The organism is Actinophytocola sp. KF-1 (genome assembly GCF_054661535.1).
Genome location: NZ_BAAFVK010000001.1, coordinates 411,670 through 434,767, shown reverse-complemented (window position 1 = coordinate 434,767; position 23,098 = coordinate 411,670). Strand labels below are relative to the sequence as shown.

25 protein-coding genes are annotated in these 23,098 nt (G+C 71.7%); 18 read left to right on the top strand and 7 right to left on the bottom strand.

Annotated elements, in window-relative coordinates; translation table 11 throughout:
* The first annotated feature begins 69 nt into the window (after nt 1-69).
* Together fdxA and dapC are read left to right on the top strand one after the other, a co-directional pair.
* Nucleotides 70-396, top strand: coding sequence for a ferredoxin (gene fdxA, locus ACYQ77_RS02235; protein ID WP_459706865.1), 327 nt, complete (start codon nt 70-72; stop codon nt 394-396).
* A complete protein-coding gene (gene dapC / locus ACYQ77_RS02230) occupies nt 393-1,478 on the top strand; it encodes a succinyldiaminopimelate transaminase (protein ID WP_459706864.1) in 1,086 nt (361 codons plus the stop codon). The genes fdxA and dapC overlap by 4 nt, the downstream gene beginning before the upstream one ends.
* Here dapC and ACYQ77_RS02225 read toward each other — a convergent pair.
* On the bottom strand, nt 1,467-2,273 hold the full coding sequence (locus tag ACYQ77_RS02225) for a CHAD domain-containing protein (protein ID WP_459706862.1): 807 nt from the start codon (nt 2,271-2,273) through the stop codon (nt 1,467-1,469). The two genes, dapC and ACYQ77_RS02225, sit on opposite strands and share 12 nt — an antisense overlap.
* 14 nt (nt 2,274-2,287) lie before the next feature.
* Nucleotides 2,288-3,259, bottom strand: coding sequence for a 2,3,4,5-tetrahydropyridine-2,6-dicarboxylate N-succinyltransferase (dapD, locus tag ACYQ77_RS02220; protein WP_459706861.1), 972 nt, complete (start codon nt 3,257-3,259; stop codon nt 2,288-2,290).
* A gap of 43 nt (nt 3,260-3,302) precedes the next feature.
* On the opposite strand from dapD, the gene dapE reads away from it, so the two are divergent.
* From dapE to ACYQ77_RS02180, 8 genes are all read left to right on the top strand, one after another.
* Entirely contained in the window at nt 3,303-4,367 is a 1,065-nt protein-coding gene (gene dapE, locus ACYQ77_RS02215) for a succinyl-diaminopimelate desuccinylase (protein WP_459706859.1), read from the top strand.
* Between the two features lie 349 nt (nt 4,368-4,716).
* Nucleotides 4,717-5,034 carry a DUF6235 family protein gene (locus ACYQ77_RS02210; protein WP_459706857.1) on the top strand — a complete coding sequence of 106 codons (318 nt, stop codon included), beginning with the start codon at nt 4,717-4,719 and terminating at the stop codon, nt 5,032-5,034.
* Nucleotides 5,035-5,061: 27 nt separating this feature from the next.
* Entirely contained in the window at nt 5,062-5,589 is a 528-nt protein-coding gene (locus ACYQ77_RS02205; protein ID WP_459706855.1) for an NADAR family protein, read from the top strand.
* A 10-nt stretch (nt 5,590-5,599) separates the two neighbouring features.
* Entirely contained in the window at nt 5,600-6,370 is a 771-nt protein-coding gene (locus ACYQ77_RS02200) for an LOG family protein (protein WP_459706853.1), read from the top strand.
* Between the two features lie 82 nt (nt 6,371-6,452).
* Nucleotides 6,453-7,322 carry a dihydropteroate synthase gene (gene folP, locus ACYQ77_RS02195; RefSeq protein ID WP_459706852.1) on the top strand — a complete coding sequence of 290 codons (870 nt, stop codon included), beginning with the start codon at nt 6,453-6,455 and terminating at the stop codon, nt 7,320-7,322.
* Nucleotides 7,322-8,242, top strand: coding sequence for a glucosyl-3-phosphoglycerate synthase (locus ACYQ77_RS02190; protein WP_459706850.1), 921 nt, complete (start codon nt 7,322-7,324; stop codon nt 8,240-8,242). Before folP ends, ACYQ77_RS02190 begins: the two co-directional genes overlap by 1 nt.
* Nucleotides 8,243-8,275: 33 nt before the next feature.
* Nucleotides 8,276-8,587, top strand: coding sequence for a DivIVA domain-containing protein (locus tag ACYQ77_RS02185; protein WP_459706848.1), 312 nt, complete (start codon nt 8,276-8,278; stop codon nt 8,585-8,587).
* Nucleotides 8,584-9,159 carry a DNA-3-methyladenine glycosylase I gene (locus ACYQ77_RS02180; RefSeq protein WP_459706847.1) on the top strand — a complete coding sequence of 192 codons (576 nt, stop codon included), beginning with the start codon at nt 8,584-8,586 and terminating at the stop codon, nt 9,157-9,159. The genes ACYQ77_RS02185 and ACYQ77_RS02180 overlap by 4 nt, the downstream gene beginning before the upstream one ends.
* Here ACYQ77_RS02180 and ACYQ77_RS02175 read toward each other — a convergent pair.
* Nucleotides 9,148-9,732 (bottom strand): DUF4245 domain-containing protein, encoded by a 585-nt coding sequence (locus tag ACYQ77_RS02175; RefSeq protein ID WP_459706845.1) that lies wholly within the window; start codon nt 9,730-9,732, stop codon nt 9,148-9,150. The genes ACYQ77_RS02180 and ACYQ77_RS02175 overlap by 12 nt on opposite strands.
* Nucleotides 9,733-9,880: 148 nt before the next feature.
* On the opposite strand from ACYQ77_RS02175, the gene glpX reads away from it, so the two are divergent.
* The 4 genes from glpX (at nt 9,881) to ACYQ77_RS02155 (ending at nt 13,125) form a co-directional block, all read left to right on the top strand.
* Nucleotides 9,881-10,948 (top strand): class II fructose-bisphosphatase, encoded by a 1,068-nt coding sequence (gene glpX / locus ACYQ77_RS02170; RefSeq protein WP_459706843.1) that lies wholly within the window; start codon nt 9,881-9,883, stop codon nt 10,946-10,948.
* Between the two features lie 139 nt (nt 10,949-11,087).
* Nucleotides 11,088-11,855, top strand: coding sequence for a S1 family peptidase (locus ACYQ77_RS02165; RefSeq protein ID WP_459706841.1), 768 nt, complete (start codon nt 11,088-11,090; stop codon nt 11,853-11,855).
* 105 nt (nt 11,856-11,960) lie between these two features.
* Nucleotides 11,961-12,545 carry a L,D-transpeptidase gene (locus tag ACYQ77_RS02160; RefSeq protein ID WP_459706839.1) on the top strand — a complete coding sequence of 195 codons (585 nt, stop codon included), beginning with the start codon at nt 11,961-11,963 and terminating at the stop codon, nt 12,543-12,545.
* Between the two features lie 70 nt (nt 12,546-12,615).
* Nucleotides 12,616-13,125, top strand: a complete 510-nt coding sequence (locus tag ACYQ77_RS02155; protein ID WP_459706838.1) for a L,D-transpeptidase — start codon at nt 12,616-12,618, stop codon at nt 13,123-13,125.
* Between the two features lie 634 nt (nt 13,126-13,759).
* On the opposite strand, the gene ACYQ77_RS02150 is transcribed toward ACYQ77_RS02155, so the two are convergent.
* Both ACYQ77_RS02150 and ACYQ77_RS02145 read right to left on the bottom strand, forming a co-directional pair.
* Nucleotides 13,760-14,080, bottom strand: coding sequence for a DUF2784 domain-containing protein (locus tag ACYQ77_RS02150; RefSeq protein WP_459706836.1), 321 nt, complete (start codon nt 14,078-14,080; stop codon nt 13,760-13,762).
* The gene (locus ACYQ77_RS02145; RefSeq protein ID WP_459706834.1) at nt 14,081-15,076 is read right to left on the bottom strand and encodes an NAD(P)/FAD-dependent oxidoreductase; all 996 of its coding nucleotides are present in this window, start codon (nt 15,074-15,076) and stop codon (nt 14,081-14,083) included.
* An 89-nt stretch (nt 15,077-15,165) separates the two neighbouring features.
* On the opposite strand from ACYQ77_RS02145, the gene ACYQ77_RS02140 reads away from it, so the two are divergent.
* Nucleotides 15,166-16,560, top strand: coding sequence for a class II fumarate hydratase (locus ACYQ77_RS02140; protein WP_459706833.1), 1,395 nt, complete (start codon nt 15,166-15,168; stop codon nt 16,558-16,560).
* Here the strand turns inward: ACYQ77_RS02140 and ACYQ77_RS02135 are convergent.
* Nucleotides 16,512-17,372: a DMT family transporter gene (locus ACYQ77_RS02135; RefSeq protein ID WP_459706831.1), complete on the bottom strand. Its 861-nt coding sequence runs from the start codon at nt 17,370-17,372 to the stop codon at nt 16,512-16,514. The genes ACYQ77_RS02140 and ACYQ77_RS02135 overlap by 49 nt on opposite strands.
* A 131-nt stretch (nt 17,373-17,503) precedes the next feature.
* Between ACYQ77_RS02135 and pdxR the strand changes: the two genes are divergently transcribed.
* Nucleotides 17,504-18,880, top strand: coding sequence for a MocR-like pyridoxine biosynthesis transcription factor PdxR (gene pdxR, locus ACYQ77_RS02130; protein ID WP_459706829.1), 1,377 nt, complete (start codon nt 17,504-17,506; stop codon nt 18,878-18,880).
* Here the strand turns inward: pdxR and ACYQ77_RS02125 are convergent.
* Entirely contained in the window at nt 18,867-19,886 is a 1,020-nt protein-coding gene (locus ACYQ77_RS02125) for a MerR family transcriptional regulator (protein ID WP_459706827.1), read from the bottom strand. The two genes, pdxR and ACYQ77_RS02125, sit on opposite strands and share 14 nt — an antisense overlap.
* Before the next feature lie 151 nt (nt 19,887-20,037).
* Between ACYQ77_RS02125 and ACYQ77_RS02120 the strand changes: the two genes are divergently transcribed.
* Both ACYQ77_RS02120 and ACYQ77_RS02115 read left to right on the top strand, forming a co-directional pair.
* Nucleotides 20,038-21,549, top strand: a complete 1,512-nt coding sequence (locus tag ACYQ77_RS02120) for an ATP-dependent DNA ligase (protein WP_459708111.1) — start codon at nt 20,038-20,040, stop codon at nt 21,547-21,549.
* Between the two features lie 13 nt (nt 21,550-21,562).
* Nucleotides 21,563-23,035, top strand: a complete 1,473-nt coding sequence (locus tag ACYQ77_RS02115) for a GuaB1 family IMP dehydrogenase-related protein (RefSeq protein WP_459706825.1) — start codon at nt 21,563-21,565, stop codon at nt 23,033-23,035.
* Nucleotides 23,036-23,098 lie beyond the last annotated feature (63 nt).

Here is a 23,098-nt window from a genome sequence, read left to right as displayed (position 1 = left end):
GAGGGATACTAGCGGCGGCCGGTAACCTCGTGCCTTGCTGGACACGCTGGACATCAAACAGGAGAAGCAGTGACCTACGTGATCGCCGAGCCGTGCGTCGACCTGCTCGACAAGGCATGCATCGAGGAGTGCCCGGTCGACTGCATCTACGAGGGTGACCGGATGCTGTACATCCACCCCGACGAGTGCGTGGACTGCGGCGCCTGTGAGCCGGTGTGCCCCGTGGAGGCCATCTACTACGAGGACGACGTCCCCGACCAGTGGAAGGACTACACCAAGGCCAACGTCGACTTCTTCGACGAGCTCGGCTCCCCGGGCGGCGCGGCCAAGGTGGGCAAGACCGCCAACGACCCGCAGTGGATCAAGGACCTGCCCCCGGTCCAGCACGACGAGTGACAAGCGGCCTCCCCGACTTTCCCTGGGACACGCTGGCGGACGCCGGTGCGAAGGCCCGTGCGCACCCGGACGGGCTCGTCGACCTGTCGGTCGGCACCCCGGTCGACGCGGTGCCCTCGGTCGTCCAGGAGGCGCTGACCGGCGCCGCCTGGATCCCCGGCTACCCGACGACCCACGGCACCCCCGCGCTGCGCGAGGCCGCCGCCGGCGCGCTCGCGCGGCGGTACGGGGTGCTGGTCGACCCGGTCGCCGTGCTGCCCACCATCGGCTCCAAGGAGCTGGTGGCGTGGCTGCCGACGCTCCTGGGCGCGGGCCCGGGCGACCTGGTCGTGATCCCGTCGCTCGCGTACCCGACGTACGAGGTCGGCGCCCGCCTGGCCGGTGCGGGCCTGCTGCGCACGGACAGCACGGTCGCCGTCGGCCCGGCGCGGCCGAAGCTCGTGTGGCTGAACTCGCCGTCGAACCCGACCGGCCGCGTGCTGCCGCCCGAGCACCTGCGCAAGGTGGTCGACTGGGCCCGCGCCCGTGGCGCGGTCGTGGTGTCCGACGAGTGCTACCTGTCGCTGGGCTGGGAGACCGAACCGGTGTCGGTGCTGCACGAGTCGGTCACCGGCGGCTCCCACGAGGGTGTGCTGGCGGTGCACTCGCTGTCGAAGTCGTCGAACCTGGCCGGGTACCGCGCCGGGTACGTCACCGGCGACCCGGACCTGGTGGCGCGGCTGCTGGCGGTCCGCAAGCACGCGGGCATGATCGTCCCGCACCCGGTGCAGGCGGCGATGACCGCGGCGCTGGGCGACGACGAGCACGTGGCCGCGCAGAAGGCCGTCTACGCGGCCCGCCGGGCGGTGCTGAAGCCGGCGCTGGCGGCGGCCGGGTTCACGATCGACCACTCCGAGGCGGGCCTGTACCTGTGGTCGACGCGGGGTGAGGACGCCTGGACCACCGTGGACTGGCTGGCGGAACGCGGCATCCTGGCCGCGCCAGGCACGTTCTACGGGCCCACCGGCGACAAGCACGTCCGCATCGCGCTCACGGCCACCGACGAACGCGTCGAGGCGGCGGCGAAGCGGCTAACCGCGTAGCACCTGCGCGCGGCGGTCGACCTCGAGCCACGCGCCGTGCCAGGCGGCACGCATGGCCTGTTGCTTGGCTCGTTCCCGCTCCACGAGACGCCCGGCGACGAACGCCTCCTCGAGGTCACCGGGCGTCAGCGCCCGCAGCCGCTCCTCGGCGACGCAGGCGTCGTGGAACTCGCCCAGCACGTCCTGGAACCGCCGCGTGGCCTTGACCAGCGCCTTGGCCGGCTTGCCGGTGGCCATCTCCGCCACGTACCGCAGCTTCTTCCCCAGGATCCGCAGGTCGTGCAGGTCGTCGTCGGCCGGGTCCGGCCCGATGGCCGCCACCTCGGTGCGGAGCCGGTCGTGCGGCTTCGCGATCTCCGCGACCAGGTCCCGCCCGGCCTCGCCCCGGCCGGACGGGGTGGCGGCGGCGAGGCCGTCGACGAGCCGCGCGTACCGCTTGCCGCGCAGTGCCTTGACCGCGCGGCGCAGCGCCTTCTCCCGGTCCGCCACCAGCCCGCCGAGCAGGCGTTCGACCGCGGCCAGCTCGTCGGCGGAGAACCCGCCGGTGTCACCGCGGAACCGCGTGAGCAGCACGTCCAGGTCCCGCAGCGGGCCGAGCCGCCCGAAGAACCAGCGCAGCTCGGCCCGCAGCTCGTCGTGCCCACCGGCCGTCTTCAGGACCGCCCGCGCCCGCCGGACGGCGACGCGCAGCCGGTGCACGCCCTCCGGGTCGGTGTCGGCCAGCGCCACCTCGGCCTGGGCACGCAGCTCAGCCACCTGCTCAGCCAGCCGGGCCCGCAGTGGATCAGCGGACATGTGCCCGATGTTAGTCAGTTCGCGTGCAATGCCGCGTTCAGCTCGATGCCGGCACCGGTGCGCGGGACGACCTCGACCGCGCCGGTCGCGGAGTTGCGGCGGAACAGCAGGTTGTCCGCGCCGGACAGCTCCAGCGCCTTCACGAGCTTGCCGTCGGGCAGCGTCACCTTCGTCCCGGCCGTGACGTACAGGCCCGCCTCGACGACGCAGTTGTCGCCCAGCGAGATCCCGATGCCCGCGTTCGCGCCGATGAGGCAGCCCTCGCCGAGCGAGATGGTCTCCTTGCCGCCGCCGGACAGCGTGCCCATGATCGACGCGCCGCCGCCGACGTCGGACCCGTCGCCGACCACGACACCGGCCGAGATCCGGCCCTCCACCATGGACGCGCCGAGCGTGCCCGCGTTGTAGTTGACGAAGCCCTCGTGCATGACGGTCGTGCCGGTGGCGAGGTGCGCGCCGAGCCGCACCCGGTCCGCGTCGCCGATCCGCACGCCGGACGGGACCACGTAGTCGACCATCCGGGGGAACTTGTCGACCCCGTACACCGTGACCGGGCCGCGGGCGCGCAGCCGCAGCCGGGTGGCGGCGAACCCGTCGACGCGGCACGGCCCGTGGTTGGTCCACACGACGTTGGACAGCAGCCCGAAGACGCCGTCGAGGTTGCACCCGTGCGGCTGGATCAGGCGGGCCGACAGCAGGTGCAGCCGCAGGTAGACGTCGTAGGCGTCGGCGGGCGGCGCCGACAGGTCGGTGATGCCGGTGCGCACCGCCACGACCTCGACGGCACGCGCGTCGTCCGGGCCGAGCAGCGCCGACACCCCGGCGCCCAGCTCGTCGGCGGCCTGCTGCTCGGAGAGCCGCTGCGTGCCCGGCACGGCGTTGTCGTCCAGCTTGGGGTTCGGGAACCAGGTGTCGAGCACGGTGCCGTCGTCGGTGACCGTCGCGAGGCCGACGCCGAGCGCTCCGGTGGTGTCTGCACTAGTCACGGCCGCAACGGTAGCCAAAGGCCCGGTGGGTAGCGTGTGCGGCGTGGCCGTTGAACTGGATCTTGCCGGTGACCCCGTCGAGCTGACCGCCGCGCTCGTGGACATCCAGAGCGTGTCCGGCGACGAGGCCCTGATCGCCGAGTCGGTCGAGGCCGCGCTGCGTGCCCAGGCCCCGCACCTCGAGGTGGCCAGGTCCGGCAACGCGGTGCTGGCCCGCACCACGCTCGGCCGCGGTTCGCGGGTGGTCATGGCGGGCCACCTGGACACCGTGCCGGTGAACGACAACTTCCCGTCCCGCAGGACCGACGGCCACCTCCACGGCCTCGGCACGGTCGACATGAAGAGCGGCGACGCGGTCATGCTGCACCTCGCCGCCACCCTGCCGGAACCGCGCCACGACGTGACGTTCGTCTTCTACGACTGCGAGGAGGTCGAGGCGGAGCGCAACGGCCTCGGCCGCATCGAACGCGACCTGCCCGAGTGGCTGGCAGGCGACCTGGCGATCGTGTGCGAACCGTCGAACGCGGTCGTCGAGGCCGGGTGCCAGGGCACCATGCGGGTCGAGCTGCGCACGTCCGGCAAGCGGGCGCACACCGCACGGGCGTGGATGGGCTCGAACGCGATCCATGCGCTGTCCGGGGCACTCGCGACGCTCGCCGCGTACGAGGCGCGCGTGGTCGACATCGACGGCTGCACGTACCGCGAGGGCCTGCAGGCCGTGCGGGTCGGTGGCGGGGTGAGCGGCAACGTCGTCCCGGACGAGGCCGTGCTGACGGTCAACCACCGGTTCGCACCCGACCGGTCACCCGCGGACGCGGAGGCGCACCTGCGGGATGTCTTCGCCGGGTACGACCTGGTGGTGACGGACATGGCCGCCGGCGCACTGCCGGGACTGTCCGCGCCCGCCGCGGCGGAGCTGGTGGCCGCGGCCGGTGGCGCGCCCGTCGCGAAGCTGGGGTGGACGGACGTGGCGCGTTTCGCCGCGCTCGGGATGCCTGCCGTGAACTTCGGGCCCGGTGATCCCGTGCTGTGCCACACGCACGAGGAGAACGTCCCGACGGCGCAGATCGGCCGCTGCGCCGAGGTGCTGCAGCGGTTCCTGTCCTGAGGCCTGGGGACTTTGTCGCTTGTCCGGCCTTGGCTGGATTCCGGACCCGTCGCCTGTGGATGACCCGGCTGTCGTCGGCCGGGACTGTCGGTGGTGGCGGCTAGGCTGGATTCCGGGGGGCCGGAGGCCGCGGTTGATCATGGTGCCCGGTCTGGCTTGATGGTTGACCTTGTCCGGCAGGCAGCAGTCCTTGTGGTGAGCTGCGCTCGGCTTCCCGCGTGGCGGAGGCCTCCCCAACCTCATTCCTTCTTCCCGCGTGCGCACCCCTGACCATTGGTTGACGCTGTTATATAACGTCGATATCGTATAAGTACGCCCCCAGGGACCTCCGCCAGACGGGAACCACGCCATGAAGAACCACAACGAGTCCGCGACCACCTTCCCCCGGTGCCGGATGCAGTTCGGCTCGGAGGTCCTGGCGGCGTGGAGCGAGCACGCGCGCCAGACCCACAAGAACGCCGTCCACGCTGCCCTCTTCTCGATGCTCGACCGCACCCTCTTCGCCACCCACCAGGTCATCGACGACCCCCACCGCCCCAGCGAGTTCTTCGTGGCCGTCAAGGAGAACCTCGTCCTCAAGCTCCGCGCCAACGGGTTCGACTCGTTCGACGTTCTCTACGTCGGCGCCTGGGAAGCCGCCCCCGGCTTCGAATTCACTCGCGCCTGACCGGCCACCCGCGCCACCATGTGCGGCATGCGTTCCGTTGCCGACGTGGAGAAGGCCGTCGCCTCCGGTGAGCGGGTGGAGTTCGTGTTCTTCTGGGGACCCGAGAACGGGCTCAGCCAGTGGCACCCGTCGTCGTTCACCGACGGCGAGCGCACGTTCGCCACCGCCGAGCACTACATGATGTGGCGCAAGGCGGTCCTGTTCGACGACCACGACACCGCCGAGCGGGTCCTCGCCGCCGACCACCCCAGGGCGGCCAGGGACCTCGGCCGCCAGGTCAGGGGCTTCGACCAGGCCACCTGGGAGGCCAACCGGTCCGGGATCGTCGTCGACGGCAACGCGCTCAAGTTCGCCCAGCACGACGACCTGCGGGCCGCCCTGCTCGGCACCGGTGACCGGGTGCTCGTCGAGGCCAGCCCGTTCGACCGGATCTGGGGCATCGGGCTGCGCGAGGACGACCCGCGCGCGTCCGATCCGGCGCGGTGGCGGGGGCTCAACCTGCTCGGCTTCGCGTTGGGTGACGTTCGCGACAGTCTCCTCGCACGGAACGCCTAGACTTGCGCGTGTGACGATTCAGCAGGAGGACAACGAGCACCCGGCGGAAAAGCAGCGCGGACCGGTCGTGCTGCGCAGGTCGCGGCGGGCCGAGACGTCGACGACCGACCAGCGGCTGCTCGACTCCCGCGGCAAGGGCGACTGGGTGCACACCGACCCGTGGCGGGTCCTGCGCATCCAGGCGGAGTTCGTCGAGGGGTTCGGCGCGCTGGCCGAGGTGCCGCGCGCGGTCACCGTGTTCGGCTCCGCCCGCACGGGACGCGACCACCCCGAGTACAAGCTCGGCATGGAGATCGGCGCCGCGCTCGCCAAGGCGGGCTACGCCGCGATCACCGGCGGTGGCCCCGGCGCGATGGAGGCCGTCAACCGCGGCTGCTCGGAGGCGGGTGGGCTGTCGATCGGCCTGGGCATCGAGCTGCCGTTCGAGCAGGGCATCAACCCGTGGGTGGACCTCGGCGTCAACTTCCGGTATTTCTTCGCCCGCAAGACGATGTTCATCAAGTACTCGCAGGCGTTCATCTGCCTGCCCGGCGGGTTCGGCACGCTCGACGAGCTGTTCGAGGCGCTGACCCTGGTGCAGACCAAGAAGGTCACCAAGTTCCCGGTTGTCCTCTTCGGACGGTCCTACTGGGAGGGGCTGTACAACTGGCTGCGGGACAGCGTCCTCGCCGAGGGCAAGATCGGCGAGAAGGACCTCGCGCTGCTGCACCTCACCGACGACGTCGACGACGCCGTCCGGGTGGTCGAGGAGGCCTACCAGGCCTGGGAAGAGACCCACTGACGCACGTTTCCCGGAGGTCACCAATTGTGACCTCGGTGTATCGCGTCCGGTTTTCCCCCGCGCCCCGTGGCACCCTTGCGTCGTGAGCACACTTCGCTTCGGCGGCCGTGAGGTCCCCCAGGACCGCGCACTGGTGATGGCGATCGTCAACCGCACCAGGGACTCCTTCTACGACCGGGGCGCCACCTTCGGTGACCGGGAGGCCCTGGCCGCGGTGGACCGCGTGGTCGCCGAGGGCGCGGACATCGTCGACGTCGGCGGCGTCCGCGCCGGCGCGCACGGCGAGCACGTGAGCACCGACGAGGAGATCCGCCGGGTCGTGCCGTTCGTCGAGCGGGTGCGGGACCGCTACCCGCACCTGGTCATCAGCGTGGACACCTGGCGGCACGAGGTCGGCCGCGCCGCGTGCGCGGCAGGCGCCGACCTGATCAACGACACGTGGGCGGGCGCGGACCCCCTGCTCGCCGAGGCGGCGGCCGAGTACGGCGCCGGCATCGTCTGCTCCCACACCGGCGGCGTCGCGCCCCGCACCGACCCGCACCGCGTCCGGTACCTGGACGTGGTGGCCGAGGTCACGGCGGAGCTCGTCGCCCGCGCGGAGCGGATGGTGGCGCTCGGCGTGCCCCGCGAAGGGGTGCTGATCGACCCGACGCACGACTTCGGCAAGAACACCTGGCACGGCCTCGAGCTGCTGCGGCGGCTCGACGAGCTGGTGGGCACCGGCTGGCCGGTGCTGATGGCGTTGTCCAACAAGGACTTCATCGGAGAGACGCTCGGTGCGGCCGTGACCGACCGGGTGGACGGCACGCTCGCCGCGACGTCCGTCGCGGCGATGGCCGGCGCGCGGGTGTTCCGCGCGCACGAGGTGGCCAGAACCAGGAAGGTGGTCGAGATGGTGGCGAGCATCAGGGGCACCCGCCCGCCGGCCCGATGCCTGCGAGCGCTGGCGTGATGCACGCCGACGCGCGGTCGTGGTTCGCGGAGCGGACGTGGCAGAGTCCTTCGTGGACGGTCCAGGAGCTGGTGGCGGCCAAGGGCGCCCGCACGGTCAGCGTCGTGTTGCCCGCGTTGAACGAGGAGGCGACCGTCGCCGACGTGATCGCCTCGGTCCGGCCGCTGGTGGGTTCCCTCGTGGACGAGCTGGTGGTGGTGGACTCCGGTTCGACGGACCGGACGGTCGAGGTGTCGCTGGCGGCCGGCGCTCGCGTGGTGCGGCGCGCCGACGTCCTCCCCGAGCTGGAACCCGTGCCCGGCAAGGGCGAGGTCCTGTGGCGGTCGCTCGCGGCGACCACCGGTGACCTGCTGGTCTTCCTGGATTCCGACCTCGTGGACCCGGACCCGGAGTTCGTGCCGAGGCTGCTCGGCCCGATGCTGCTGGAGCCGGGCGTCCACCTGGTCAAGGGCTTCTACCGGCGGCCGCTGACGTCCGAGGGTGCGTCCGGGTCCGGCGGCGGCCGGGTCACCGAGCTGATGGCGCGCCCGCTGCTGTCGACGCTGCGGCCCGAGCTGACCGGCGTGATCCAGCCGCTCGGCGGCGAGTACGCGGGCACGCGGGAGCTGCTGGAGGCGGTGCCGTTCGCGTCCGGGTACGGCGTGGAGATCGGCCTGCTGCTCGACGCGCACGCCATCGTGGGGCTGGACGGCATCGCGCAGGTGAACCTGGGGGTGCGCAAGCACCGCAACCAGCCGCTGCGTGCGCTGGGGCTGATGGCGCGGCAGATCCTGGGCACCGCACTGGCGCGCTGCGGGATGCTCCCGTCGCACGCGGGTGCGCTGACGCAGTTCGTGCAGGTGGCCGGCGAGTGGCTGCCGGACACGTCCGGTGTGGTGGTCGCGGACCGGCCGCCGATGCGTGAGTTGCTCGTCCGCTGAGAATTGTCGGTGGTGTGTGACACCATCCTCGGCGTGACAACGGCACTGATCTACCTGGTCGTCATGATGCTCGTGGCGGCCGTGGTGTTCCTGCTGGCCTCGGTCGTCTTCGGGCGCGGCGAGGAGCTGCCCGCGCTGCCGCCGGGCGCCTCGCCCACCCGCCTGCCCTCCTCGGGGGTGACGGCCGAGGACGTGCGGGACGTACGGTTCCAGCTCGTCGTCCGCGGCTACAAGATGTCCGAGGTCGACTGGGTCTTACGCCGCCTGTCCGTCGAGCTGGACGACTTACGGGCGGAGAACGCCGAGCTGCGTGAGCGCGCGGCACGCGGCGAGGCGGGCGAGTGACGGCCGCGCTGAAGGGCGCGGACGGCGTCACACGCTGCCCGTGGGGCAACACCACCGAGGACTACGCGGCGTACCACGACGAGGAGTGGGGCGTCGAGCTGCACGGCGAGGCCGCGCTGTACGAGCGGCTGTCGCTGGAGGCGTTCCAGTCCGGGCTGTCGTGGCTGACGATCCTGCGCAAGCGGGAGGCGTTCCGGCGCGCGTTCGCGGGGTTCGAGCCGAAGCTGGTCGCCGAGTTCGGCGCGGAGGACGTCGAACGCCTGATGAACGACGCGTCGATCGTGCGCAACCGGGCCAAGATCGACGCGACGATCCGCAACGCCCAGGCCATCGCCGACCTGGACGTGCCGCTCGACGACCTGCTGTGGTCCTTCGCCCCGACGGGGCGGCGGAAGCGCCCGAAGCTGCTCTCGGACGTCCCCGCCGTCACCGACGAGTCGAAGGCCATGGCGAAGGCGCTGAAGAAGCGCGGCTTCGCGTTCGTCGGCCCGACGACCGCGTACGCGCTGATGCAGGCGACGGGCATGGTGGACGACCACCTGGCGGGTTGCTGGCGCGCGTCACGGGGCTAGCGGGGTCGCCTCCTGCGCGGCCTTGGCGAGCCGCCGGAAGTCCGCCTCGGACGCGCTGCCCGTGACCAGCAGGACCACGTCGTCCAGGTCCGCCACCCAGGCGTGCTCGTCACGGCGGCCGGGGTAGGTGGTCCAGGTGGTGCCGTCGACGTCGACGGTGCCGGTCGGCTTCGGCGGCTCGGCCTGCCCGGTCTCCTTCGCGACGACCTCGCCCGCGTCCCCACCGGACTGGCTGAGCTGCACGAACGTGCCGCCGGGCGTCACGAACCCGACCCGCACGACCACGCTCGCGGTGGCCCCGGCGCCGACGGCGGTGGTCGACGTGGAGTTGGCCCGCCACCCGTCCGGCACCTCGGGCTCGCGCACCGGGAACGCCGCCGACCTGGCCGCCCGCCGCAGCTCGCCGGACGCGTCCGCGCTCGGCGCCGCGCCCGGGTCGACCGTGGGGCCGCCGGGGCTGAACTGGCAGCCGCCGTAGAACGCCAGGACCGCGCCGATGATCACCAGGAGCACGACCACCGCACCGATCATGTCCCGCATCCGCAGGCTGCCGCGCTCAGGCTTGTCCGTCACCGGCCCATACTCGCAAACCGGCCGAGACGACCCTCACGCACGCTCACCGACCACGGCATCCCGAATTCTGGGAGGATCGATGGGTCCGTGACGTGCGCGACTGCATCTACTGATCGCTCCGCAAGCTCCGCGATCCCGGGAGGACGGCATGACCACCACGACCCAGCCCAGAAGCCAGGAACGCAGGCCGGAGGAGCCGGACCGCAACCTCGCGCTGGAGCTGGTCCGGGTCACGGAGGCAGCGGCCATGGCCGCGGGCCGGTGGGTCGGCCGCGGGGACAAGAACGGCGGTGACGGCGCGGCCGTCGACGCCATGCGCAAGCTCATCGGCACCGTCTCGATGCGCGGTGTCGTGGTCATCGGCGAGGGCGAGAAGGACCACGCGCCGATGCTCTACAACGGCGAGCACGTCGGCAACGGCGAAGGCCCCGAGTGCGACGTGGCGGTCGACCCGATCGACGGCACCACCCTGATGTCGAAGGGCATGCCGAACGCGATCGCGGTGCTCGCGGCCACCGAGCGCGGCGCCATGTTCGACCCGTCGGCCGTGTTCTACATGGAGAAGCTGGCCGTCGGGCCCGAGGCCGCCGACGTCATCGACATCACCGCCCCGGTCGACGAGAACATCCGGCGGGTCGCGAAGGCCAAGCACACCGACGTGTCCGACGTGACCGTGTGCATCCTCGACCGCGCCCGCCATTCCGACCTGGTCAAGGCGGTCCGGGAGGCCGGTGCGCGCATCCACTTCATCTCCGACGGCGACGTCGCGGGCGCCATCTCGGCGGCGCGCCCCAACACCGGTGTCGACATGCTCATGGGCATCGGCGGCACGCCGGAAGGGATCATCGCGGCGTGCGCGCTGAAGTGCATGGGCGGCGAGATCCAGGGCCGTCTGTGGCCGAAGGACGAGGCGGAGCGGGACAAGGCGATCCAGGCGGGCCACGACCTGGACCGCGTGCTGCGCACCGACGACCTGGTGAGCGGCGACAACGCGTTCTTCTGCGCGACCGGCATCACCGACGGCGACCTGCTGCGCGGCGTGCACTACCGCAGCGGCGGCTGCACCACGCAGTCGATCGTGATGCGGTCGAAGTCCGGCACCGTGCGGATGATCGACGGCTTCCACCGCCTGGAAAAGCTCCGCCGGTACTCCACAGTGGACTTCGACCGGCTGACGGAGGCCGCGGCGGAGCAGCCCATCCCGCCACTGCCGTAGACCGTCCACTTCGGACTCACCCGACGATGGTAGGGAATTCGGGTCACCCCTACTTTCGAGGGTGCCCGGCGTTCCCGCAGGTCATCTACCTTCCGCAGAGTGCCCGACGCTCGGGCACGGGGCAGTGGGAGGAGAGAGAATGCGGGCACGTTCTCTGGTCGTGGGCCTTCTCGCCTGCACGGCAACGGTGTTCACCGGGATCGGTCCGGCGGCGGCCGACGACCCCGGCGTGACGCCGTACATCGTGGGCGGCGGCGACGCGGACCAGACCTACTCGTTCATGGTTTCCCTGCAGGACGGCGGCAGCCACTTCTGCGGCGGTTCGCTGATCAGCGCCGACTGGGTGCTGACCGCGGCGCACTGCGTGCAGGGCACGTCGCCGGAGGGTGTCGGGTTGCGGATCGGCAGCAACGAGTACGCGTCGGGCGGCGAGGAGGCGCAGGCCGCCGAGATCATCGTCCACGACGGCTACGACGGGACGTCGCCGGGCAACGACATCGCGCTGGTCAGGCTGGCCGCACCGGCCACGTCGGCGCCGATCGCGCTGGCCGGTGACGCGCCGGCCGGCACCGCGTCCCGGCTGCTCGGCTGGGGTCAGACGTGCCCGGAGCCGGGTGGGTGCGGCGCGCCGGACTACCTGCAGCAGCTGGACGTGTCGGTGCTCGACGCGGGTGGCTGCACCGGTATCGACGGGTCGCTGGAGCTGTGCACCAGCAATCCGGGCGGCAACGCGGGCGCCTGTTACGGCGACTCGGGTGGACCCCAGATCGTGGGTGACGGCAGCAGCTGGCAGCTGATCGGCGTGACCAGTCGCAGCGGCAACGGCGACTCGACGTGCGCGACCGGCCCGTCGATCTACACGGACGCCACGGCGTACGCGGACTGGATCGCCCAGCACACCGGCTGACCGATAAGTGCGAAATGCCGCATTCACCGAGGTGGGTGCGGCATTTCGCGTGTCACGGTTGGATCACCACGACAACGCCCACCCGGTTCGTGGCGTCTTCACCACATGCGGACGAGACTCCTGGCAGGTTTCGCGATCGCGGCCATCGGCCTCCTGTCGGCGTGCGCGAGCACCCCGACGAACGCCGCCCCAGCCCCCACCCAGCGCCCGACGTCGACCACGACGACGTCGACCGCGCCCACCACGGTGCCGGAGGTGGCGATGCCGCCGCTGCCGAAGGTGGCGGCAGCGAACGAGACGATCGTGAAGGAGACGCCCCCGCCACCACCCCCACCGGCGGGCGTCCCCTGCGGCGCGGGCGTCGATGCCTGCATCGACCTGTCCGCGAACAAGTCGTGGCTGCTCAGGGACGGTGCCGTGAGCTACGGCCCGGTCCCGATCACCCACGGCAGGCCGGGCTACGAGACCCCGCCGGGCACCTTCAACGTCGGCTGGAAGGACATCGACCACAAGTCGTCGGAGTTCGACGGCGCCCCGATGCCGTTCTCGGTGTTCTTCAACGGCGGGATCGCCTTCCACCAGGGCAGCCTGTCCGATCTGTCCCACGGCTGCATCCACCTGTCCCCGGCCGCGGCCGAGACGTTCTACAACGCGCTGTCCGTGGGCGACACCGTTCAGGTGGTTCCGTAGCGTGCAACCTTTGCCGCGTGTGCGTCGTGGGTAACCAGTGGTGCCCCCCCGATCACCGCGGAAGGTGGACATGAGACGCGGACTGGCCGCCCTAGCCCTGTTGGCAACCGCACTGCTGTCAGCGTGCGCGACACAAGCGGCGGCGGGCCCGCCCCCCAGCCAGCCCGACCCCCTGCCCACAACAACGACGACGACCACCACGACGACGACGCCGGCCCCACCCCCGCCTCCGCCTCCGTGCGGCCGGGGCATCAGCGCGTGCGTCAGCCTGTCACGGAAGCAGGCGTGGTTGATGGACAAGGGCACGATCACGCTGGGCCCAGTGCAGATCACCCACGGCGGCAAGACGAACCCCACCCCGACCGGCACGTGGCCGGTGGCGTGGAAAGACCAGGAACACACCAGCAGCATCTACGGCGACCGGATGCCGTACTCGGTGTTCTTCGCCCCGGGCGGCATAGCCTTCCACGAAGGCAAACTGAACGAGGACTCCCACGGTTGCATCCGCCTGGCGATGTCCGACGCGCAGGCGTTCTTCAGCACGCTGCAGGTAGGTGAGCTGGTCCAGGTAGCGGCCTGACACCAGCCGCCGCGGGCCCGGCTGGCCTCCGGCCCCCTCGAACCACGCTACCCGCACCCACCGACAATCCCGCCACCCCGCAGGGAAGTTGTCCACACCCCAAACAGCCGCGCCCGAGCGGGACCGCCCGAGGCGCCCACCCACTGCCCAACTCCAGACCCGCCACCGACGAACCACTCAAGCCAGAACGCCCTGCCCCACCCGCAACGGCCCGGCCCGGCTCACATCGCACCACCCAAGCCACAACCACCAGCCCGGCCCCCCAACGTCAACCGCTCCCCAAACCACCTCCCCCCGCCGAACCGATACCAGGTCCTCTTCAACAAGGGCGGCTCGCCAGCTTCAGCAGTCCAGCCAATCCTCAGTAGTGCCACCCAACCCGAGCCTTCGCGAGGCTCCCAGCAATCCGCCGCACCCGACAGCAGTCACGCCCGAGTTCACTTCCCGAACCGGGGTCGTCGCTCCGAGCCGCAGCAGTCTCAAAGCCCGGCACAGCCCCGCGCTCGCAGCGCCCACCCCGAGTTGTCCACAGCCACCCCGGCTATCCACAACCCAGCGGTCAACGCCCCGTCGTTGTCGGTCCCCGCCGGTACGCTGGTGACCGGGGGCCGGAGGCCGCCGTCCGGCGGCGGCCTCACGCGACGACCGCGCCCGCGTACGCGATGGCCACCACCACGGCCGCGAGCACCCGCGACGCCACCAGGTACTCGTCCGGGTAGAGCACTCCGTCCAGGTACTCCGCGATGAACCCGTCCGGGTCGCCGTTCCGTCCGCGCAGCCAGTTCTCCAGCTCCGTCAACGGGCACACGAACCCGAGGAACACGATCCCCAGGCCCCACAACAGGAACGGCACGTGCGCGAGCAGCGCACGCGGCCACCGCCACGCGAGGAACGCACCCAGGACGATGTAGGCCAGCACCAGGAAGTGCACGGCCATCACCGCCGTGGCGAGCACCTAGCTCACGTCGCTCGAATGGCCGGGGAACAGGTGCGCGTCCGGGTTGAGCGCCACCGCGATGTTGTTCACCGCCGTCGCCGCCTCGCCGAAGCCGGTCGCGATCAGCTTCACCTTGCCCGGGTACGCGGCGATGTCGCCCGCCGCGTAGATCCGCTCCCGCGCGGTCTTCATCGTCGTGTCGACCGCGATCGCGCGGCGCGTGATCTCCAGGCCCCACGACTCGATCGGGCCGAGGTCGGCGGTGAACCCGAGCGCCGCGACCACGGTCTGCGCGGGCAGCACGACCGGCGCCGGGTCCGACGCGACCGCCAGCTCCACCTCGGTCAGGCCGCCGTCGCCGCCGCGCAGTTCCGTCACCTGCGCGTCGGTGATGATCGGCACGCCCAGCTCCCGCACCTGCCGCACGGTCGCCGCGAACGCCCGGAACTTGTTGCGGCGGTGGACGATCGTCACCGACTTCGCGATCGGGTGCAGCGACAGCGCCCAGTCGAACGCCGAGTCACCACCGCCGACGACCACCACGTCCTGGTCCCGGTGCTCCTCCAGCACCGGCACGAAGTGCACCATCCCGCGCCCGAGCCACCCGTCGCCCGCGGGCAGCGGCCGCGGCGAGAACTCGCCCATGCCCGCGGTGATCAGGATCGCGCCGGCGCGCAGCTCGCCGCCGTCGTCGAGGCCCACGAGGTAGCCGCCGTCGTCCAGCTCCGTCACCGTCCGCGCCTTGCGGCCCAGCAGGTACGTCGGCTTGAACTGGTCCGCCTGCTCCACCAGCGCCGACACCAGATCACGCCCGATGATCGACGGAAAGCCCGCCACGTCGAAGATCTTCTTCTCCGGGTACATGGCGGTCACCTGCCCGCCCGCCTCCGGCAGCGCGTCGACGATCGCCGTGGACAGTTCGCGGAAGCCCGCGTAGTAGGCCGCGTACAGGCCGGTCGGACCCGCTCCCACGATCAGCAGGTCAACCTCGGACGGGGTCTCTACGGAACTCATGCGCACCTACCCGGCGTGGTGGGACAACGTGTCCGGCAACACCACAAGCTACCCGGGCAAGCCGCTCGTTGGGCGATCAAACTGGTTACATGACCGAGAATCAGTTCAGGATCGAGCACGACACGATGGGCGAGGTCAAGGTGCCCGCGGCGGCGCTCTGGCGGGCCCAGACCCAGCGCGCCGTCGAGAACTTCCCCATCTCGGGCCGCGGCCTCGAGCGCGCGCAGATCCGTGCGCTCGGCCTGCTCAAAGGCGCCACCGCGCGCGTGAACGAGCGCCTCGGCGTGCTGGACGCCGACGTCGCGAAGGCCATCGCCGCCGCGGCGGACGAGGTCGCGGACGGCAAGCACGACGACCACTTCCCGATCGACGTGTTCCAGACCGGCTCCGGCACCTCGTCGAACATGAACGCCAACGAGGTGATCGCGACCCTCGCCACCCGCGCCCTCGGCCGGGACGTGCACCCGAACGACCACGTCAACGCGTCGCAGTCGTCGAACGACACGTTCCCGACGACCATCCACGTCGCCGCGACCGAGGCCGTGGTCCGCGACGTCGTCCCGGCGCTGACCCACCTAGCCGAGGTCATCGAGGGCCGCGCCGCCGAGTGGGCCGACCTGGTGAAGTCCGGCCGCACCCACCTCATGGACGCGGTCCCGGTGACGCTCGGCCAGGAGGCGGGCGCGTGGGCCGCGCAGGTCCGCTACGGCATCGAGCGCCTCACCGACACCCTGCCCCGGCTCGGTGAGCTGCCGATCGGCGGCACCGCCGTGGGCAGCGGGCTGAACGCACCCGACGGCTTCGGCGCCGCGGTCGCCGAGGAGCTGGCACGGCTGACCGGCCTGCCCCTGACGGAGGCCCGCGACCACTTCGAGGCGCAGGCGTCCCAGGACAGCGTCGTCGAGGTGTCCGGCCAGCTCAGGGCCGTCGCCGTGGCGCTCTTCAAGATCGCCAACGACGTCCGCTGGCTCGGCTCCGGCCCGCGCACCGGCCTGGGCGAGCTGGCGCTGCCGGACCTGCAGCCGGGCAGCTCGATCATGCCGGGCAAGGTGAACCCGGTGATCTCCGAGGCCACGATGATGGTGGTCGCGCAGGTCATCGGCAACGACGCCGCGGTGGCGTTCGCGGGTTCGCAGGGCAACTTCCAGCTCAACGTGATGCTGCCGGTCATCGCGAGGAACGTGCTGGAGTCCGCCCGCCTGCTGTCCGCGGTCGCCCGTCTGCTGGCGGACAAGGTGTTCGCCGGCGTCGAGGCCAACGCGGACCGCATGCGTGAGCTGGCCGAGTCGTCCCCGTCGATCGTCACGCCGCTCAACCGCTACCTCGGCTACGAGGAGGCGGCCGCCATCGCGAAGCAGTCGCTCAAGGAGCGCAAGACCATCCGCGAGGTCGTGCTGGAACGCGGCCACGTCGCGAACGGCAAGCTCACCGAGGCTCAGCTCGACGAGGCACTCGACGTGCTGCGCATGGCCCGCGGCGGCTGACCGGAGCCACGCGCGACCCGCCGCGGCCGCGCGAGGCCGAGCGCACAGCCGGCGGCGACGAGCACCGCGCCGCCGGCCGCGACCAGCGTCAGCGGCTGGCGCCCGAGCACCACGGCGGCCACCAGCCCGGCGACCGGCATCAGCCCGACCAGGACACCCACGCGGTCCGCGCCCAGCACCGACATGCCCGTGTACCAGAACCCGAACGCCACCGCGGTGACCAGCGACCCGAGCACGACGATCGCCGCGACCTCGGTACCGCTCGGCGCCGGCCACGCCCCGGTGCCGTCCAGGAACGTGGACAGCACGGCCCCGCCGACCGCCGCGAGCACGCACGACCACATCGACGCGGCCAGCGCACCCATGCGCGCGACGACTCCGACACCGCCGAGCGTGAACGTCACCTCGCACGCCATCACCAGCAACGCGAGCGCCAGCCCCGGCCCGTGCCACGACCCGCCGCCGCTGAGCACGACCACGCCGAACCCCACGACCACGGCCCCCGCGATCGCGTAGGGCGACGGTCGCCTGCCCCGCAGCGCGGGGGCCGCCACCGCGAGCACCAGCGGCGACGCGCCGAGCATGGCCGCGATGAACCCGGGTGTCGCGTACCGCTGTCCCACCAGGATCGCGGCGTTGAACCCGAGCATGCCGAACCCGACCATCACGCCGAGCCCGACGAGGTCCCTGGCGGAGGGCACGGGCACTCGCCGTCCGATGGCGAGCAGCCAGCCGAGCAGGAGCACGGCGCCGATGCCGTAGCGCACGGCCTGGGCGGACAGGACGGGGTAGCCGTCAAGCAGGCCGGTCACGGGCACCGAAGCCCCGACCAGCACCGACGCGGTTGATGCGAGTCCGACGGCACGTCCGACCCGGGGAGTGGTCTCGAGTTGCACGACCACACCCTCGCCGAATTATTGGTACATACGTAAGCTCCACTTCGATGACTGCTAACTGGACCACTTTGCGGGAGCTGCTCCTCCCCGACGGCACGTCCGGTCGGGGCCGCGCCGTCGAGTCCGCACTGCGCAGTGCTATCCGCGACGGCCGGCTCGCCCCCGGCCTGCGGCTGCCGTCGAGCCGCGACCTGGCTGCCCAGCTCGGCGTCGCCCGCGGCACGGTGACCGCCGCGTACGGCCAGCTCACGGCCGAGGGCTACCTGACCGCGAAACGCGGCTCGGGCACGACCGTCGCGACCACCCTGGCCACCACGGCACCGGCAGCACCTCCGGCGCCCAACACCCGGCAGTGGCGCTACGACCTGCGGCCCGGCCTGCCCGCGCTCAGCGAGTTCCCGCGCGCCGAGTGGGTCGCGGCTACCCGCGCCGCCCTGGCCGAGCTACCGGACGAAGCGCTGGGCTACCCCAACCCGGCAGGCCTGCCGGAGCTGCGCACCGAGCTGGCCGCGTACCTGGGCCGCGTCCGGGCGGTCACCGCGTCCGCGGACGACGTGGTGATCACCCATGGCGGCGCGGAGGCCCTGTCCATGCTGACGGCCGTGCTGCGCGCGCAAGGCCACACCGCGATCGCCATGGAGGACCCCGGCCACCCCGGGCAGGCTGACCTCCTCCGTGAACACGGTCTGCAGCCGGTCCCCGTCCCGGTGGACTGCGACGGACTGGTGGTGTCCGCGCTTCCGCCGGCTGTGCGCGCGGTCGTGGTGACGGCAGCACACCAGTTCCCGCTCGGCACGACACTCCACCCGGCACGCAGGCACGCGTTGCTCGCGTGGGCCCGCGAGCGCGACGGGGTGATCATCGAGGACGACTACGACGCCGAGCACCGCTACGACCGCCCCGCACTACGCGCGATGCAGGCGATGGACCCGGGCCGCGTGGCCTACCTCGGCAGCGTGAGCAAGACCCTCGCACCCGCGCTGCGGTTGGGCTGGCTGGTGCTGCCCTCCGCGTTGCGCGCGAACATCGTGTCCCGCAAGCAATTGACTGATCTCGGTTGTTCTCCTCTCCCTCAGGCCGCGTTCGCCGGTCTGCTGCGCGGTGGCGGTTACGACCGTCATCTGCGCCGCACCCGCTCCGCCTACCGCCGCCGCCGTGATGCCTTGTTGACGGCGGTGGCCGAGCATTTGCCTGCGTGGCAACCGATCGGCGTCGCTGCCGGTCTTCATGTTGTGCTCAGGCTACCTGAGGGGACCGACGATTCCCTTGTCTCGCAACGATTGGATGACGCGGGCATCCACGCACCCGCACTGTCCGGATACACGCGGTTGGGTACGTACCCCGGACTGGTGATTGGCTACGCGGCCACGTCACCCGATCGATTACGGGACGCAGTAAGGGAAATCGCGCTCACTGTGCGATGAGGTGGGCGACGACGCAGCTGATGTTGTCCGGTCCGCCCGCGTCGTTGGCGAGCCCCACGAGGCGGTCGACGGCCTGCTGCGGTTCGTCCTCGGCGAGGACCCGCGCGATCGTGCCGAGGTCGAGCACGGTGTGCAGACCGTCGGAGCAGAGCAGGTAACGGTCACCTGCCTGCACGTCCCGCACCTGCACGCCGGGGCTCGTGTCCCCGGTGAGCGCCTTGAGGAGGATGGACCGCTGCGGGTGCGACGCGACCTCGTCCGGCAGCAGCTTTCCCTCGTCCACCATGGACTGCACGACGGTGTCGTCATGCGTGATCTGGAAGAGTTCGCCGCCGCGCAGCAGGTAGGCCCGCGAGTCGCCGATGTGGACGAGCCCGAGCTGCGAGCCCTCCCAGATGAGCGCGGTGAGGGTGGTCCCGCTGTCGTCGAGGCCCTTGACGGCTTCGTTCGCGTTGCGGGCGGCGTCGTCCATGGCGTTGAGGAGGTCGCCGACCGCGACCTGCCGGACGGCGTCGACGGCGGCCCGGGAGGCCCGGGTCCCGTGGTGGCCGAACCCGTCGGCGACGGCGAAGACCCGTTCCCCGGCGAACGCGAAGTCCTGGTTCGCGACCCTGACCAGGCCCCTGTCGGTGCGCACGGCGTACTTGACGGCAAGTGATGTGGACACGGCGGTGCCTTTCCCGGAGAGGTACTCGACGAGGACGGCCGCGAGCTGCCGCTTGTTCTCGGTGTCGTCCTCGACCCGCCGCCAGTACCCGGCCACCGCCTCGGCGGCCTGGCCTGCCGGCATGCCGAGCACGGCCCGGATCTCGGCGAGCGGCATCCCGATCCGCCGCAACCAGGCCACGACCCGCGCGGTCTCCAGCTGGTCGGGCGCGTACCGCCGGTACCCGTTGACCGGGTCCACGACGGCCGGGCGCAACAACCCCAGCTCGTCGTAGAGGCGCAAGGCCTTGGCCGACAGGCGGGACGCCCTGGCGAACTCGCCGATGGTGAGCAGCTCCACGACCTCTCCTCGTTCTGACGACGCCAGCGTGGGCCTTGCCCCTTGGTCAAGGTCAACGCCGTGCCCGGCCGGTTGTCCACAGGCCACCCGGTTGTCCACAGGCCGCGCAGCTGTCCGGAAATTGTCGGTGGTGCGAGGCATGATGGCTGACGTGTTGCTGAACGACGTGGTTGCCACCTCATCGGTGGTGTCCGCGACCCGATCCCGGTTGGCCAAGGTGGACGCCCTGGCCGACCTGCTCCGCCGTGCCGGTGACCAGGTCCGCGCCGTTGTCGCGTTCCTCGCCGGGACGCCGTTGCAGGGCCGCATCGGGGCGGGCTGGCGGACACTGGTCAAACTGCGCGAGACCCCCGCCGACCAGCCCGGTCTCACGGTCGCCGAGGTCGACCGCACCTTCGACGAGGTGGCCGTGACCAGCGGCAAGGGTTCCACCGCCCGCCGCAACGAGTTACTCGGCGGCCTGTTCGCCGCCGCCACGAAGGACGAGCAGGACTTCCTGTTGCGGCTGCTCACGGGTGAGCTGCGGCAGGGGGCGCTCGAGGGCGTCATGCTCGACGCGATCGCGAAGGCGGCCGAGGTCGACAAGGAGACGGTCCGCCGGGCGTTCATGCTCTCCGGCCAGTTACCCGACACCGCCGCCGCCGCTCTCACCGGCGGTGCGGCGGCCCTGAACACGTTCGGTCTGCAGCTGGGCAGGCCGATCCGGCCGATGCTGGCATCACCCGCGGAGAACCTGGAGGAGGCGCTCGAGGGCGGTCCGTGCGTGGTCGAGTACAAGCTGGACGGTGCCCGCATCCAGGTGCACAAGGACGGCGACGAGGTCCACGTGTACACCCGCACGCTGCGGGAGATCACGGCCGCGGTGCCCGAGCTGGTGGAGCTGGTGCGGAAGCTGCCCGCGCGGCAGGTCGTGCTGGACGGGGAGACCCTGGCGCTCGCCGACGACGGCAGGCCGCGACCGTTCCAGGAGACGATGAGCCGGTTCGGGGCGACCAGCGAGAGGGAGCTGCTGCTGCACCCGTACTTCTTCGACTGCGTGCACCTGGACGGCACGGACCTGATCGACGCACCGCTGCGGGAACGCAACGCCGCGCTGCGCGAGGCGGTGGGCGAGCTGGTGATCCCGGGCGCGCTGGAGCCGTCGCAGGAGGAGGCCGACCAGGTGCTCGCGGACGCGCTGCGGCACGGGCACGAGGGCGTGGTGGTCAAGTCGCTCGACTCGACCTACCAGGCGGGCAGGCGTGGCAAGTCGTGGCGGAAGGTCAAACCGGTGCACACGCTCGACCTGGTCGTGCTGGCGGCGGAGTGGGGGCACGGGCGGCGCACCGGCACGCTGTCGAACCTCCACCTCGGCGCCCGCGACCCGGACGGCGGGCCGCCGATCATGGTCGGGAAGACGTTCAAGGGCCTCACCGACGAGCTCCTTGCCTGGCAGACCAGCGAGTTCCCGAAGTACGAGGACCACAGGGACGACTGGACCGTGTACCTGAAGCCGCACCTGGTGGTGGAGATCGCGCTCGACGGGGTGCAGGTCAGCTCGCGGTACTCCGGCGGCGTCGCCCTGCGGTTCGCACGGGTGGTCCGGTACCGCCCGGACAAGGAGCCACCGGAGGCCGACACGATCGACACCGTACGCGCGATGCTGCCGAAGGGAGGTGCGTAAGTACGCTCGACACGTGCGCTTCTACTCGGACACACCTCCGTTCGACCTGACCTACGACGACGTCTTCCTGATGCCGAACCGCTCCGCGGTGGCGTCGCGGTTCGACGTGGACCTGGCGACCTCGGACGGCACCGGGGCCACCATCCCGGTCGTCGTCGCCAACATGACGGCCGTCGCGGGCAGGCGCATGGCGGAGACCATGGCCCGGCGCGGTGGGCTGGTCGTGCTGCCGCAGGACGTGGACCCGGCGGCGGTCGGCGACATCGTGTCGTGGGTCAAGTCACGGCACCCCGTGTGGGACACCCCGCTGGTGCTGACGCCGGGTGACGCGGTGGCGGACGCGCTGAACCTGCTGCCGAAGCGCGCCCACGGCGCGGTGGTCATCGTCGACGACGAGGGCCGTCCGGCGGGCGTCGTGGACGAGGCGGCGTGCGCGGGCGTGGACCGCTTCACACGGCTGAGCGACGTCGCGGACCCGGACGTGCTGACGATGCCGATCGGCGCCACACCCCGGGAGGTGTTCGACCAGCTGCACGGCCGCACCGCCGGCATCGCGCTGGGCGTGGACGACCAGGGCAGGCTGGCGGGTGTGCTGACCGGCGTGGGCGCGTTGCGCGCCGAGCTGTACCGCCCGGCGCTGGACGGGCGTGGCCGCCTGCGGGTGGCGGCTGCCGTCGGCGTGAACGGCGACGTGTCCGGCAAGGCACAGGCACTGCTGGACGCCGAGGTGGACACGCTGGTGGTGGACACCGCGCACGGCCACCAGGAGAAGATGATCTCCGCCCTGAAGGCCGTCCGCGCGGTGGTGGACGCGGCAGGCAGGAGTGTCCAGCAGCACGGGGACGGTGGCGTCGCGGTGGCGGCGGGCAACGTGGTCACCGCGGAGGGCGTGCGCGACCTGGTCGAGGCGGGTGCCGACGTGGTGAAGGTCGGCGTCGGCCCGGGTGCCATGTGCACGACGCGCATGATGACGGGCGTGGGCCGGCCGCAGTTCTCGGCCGTGCTGGAGTGTGCGCGGGCTGCCCGCGAGCTGGGTGCGCGCGTGTGGGCGGACGGCGGCGTGCGGCACCCCCGCGACGTGGCGCTGGCGCTCGCGGCGGGTGCGTCGAGCGTGATGGTGGGTTCGTGGTTCGCGGGAACGTACGAGTCGCCGGGCGACCTGCTGCGCGACGAGCAGGGCAACCCGTACAAGGAGAGCTTCGGCATGGCGTCGAAGCGCGCGGTGACGGCACGCACCCGAGCGGACAGCGCGTTCGACCGTGCGCGGAAGGCGCTGTTCGAGGAGGGCATCTCGACGTCGCGCATGAAACTGAACCCGGCGGCCCCGAGCGTGGAGGACCTGCTGGACAGCATCTGCTCGGGCGTCCGCTCGGCGTGCACCTACACCGGTGCGACGACGTTGGAGGAGTTCCACGCGAAGGCGGTCGTGGGCATCCAGTCGGCGTCCGGCTTCGCGGAAGGCGCCCCGCTGCCGCGCGGCTGGTAACGACGTCCGCCGACCGACCACAGAGGACGCACTGCTGACGGCTCCGGCATGGCGGGTCGGCCG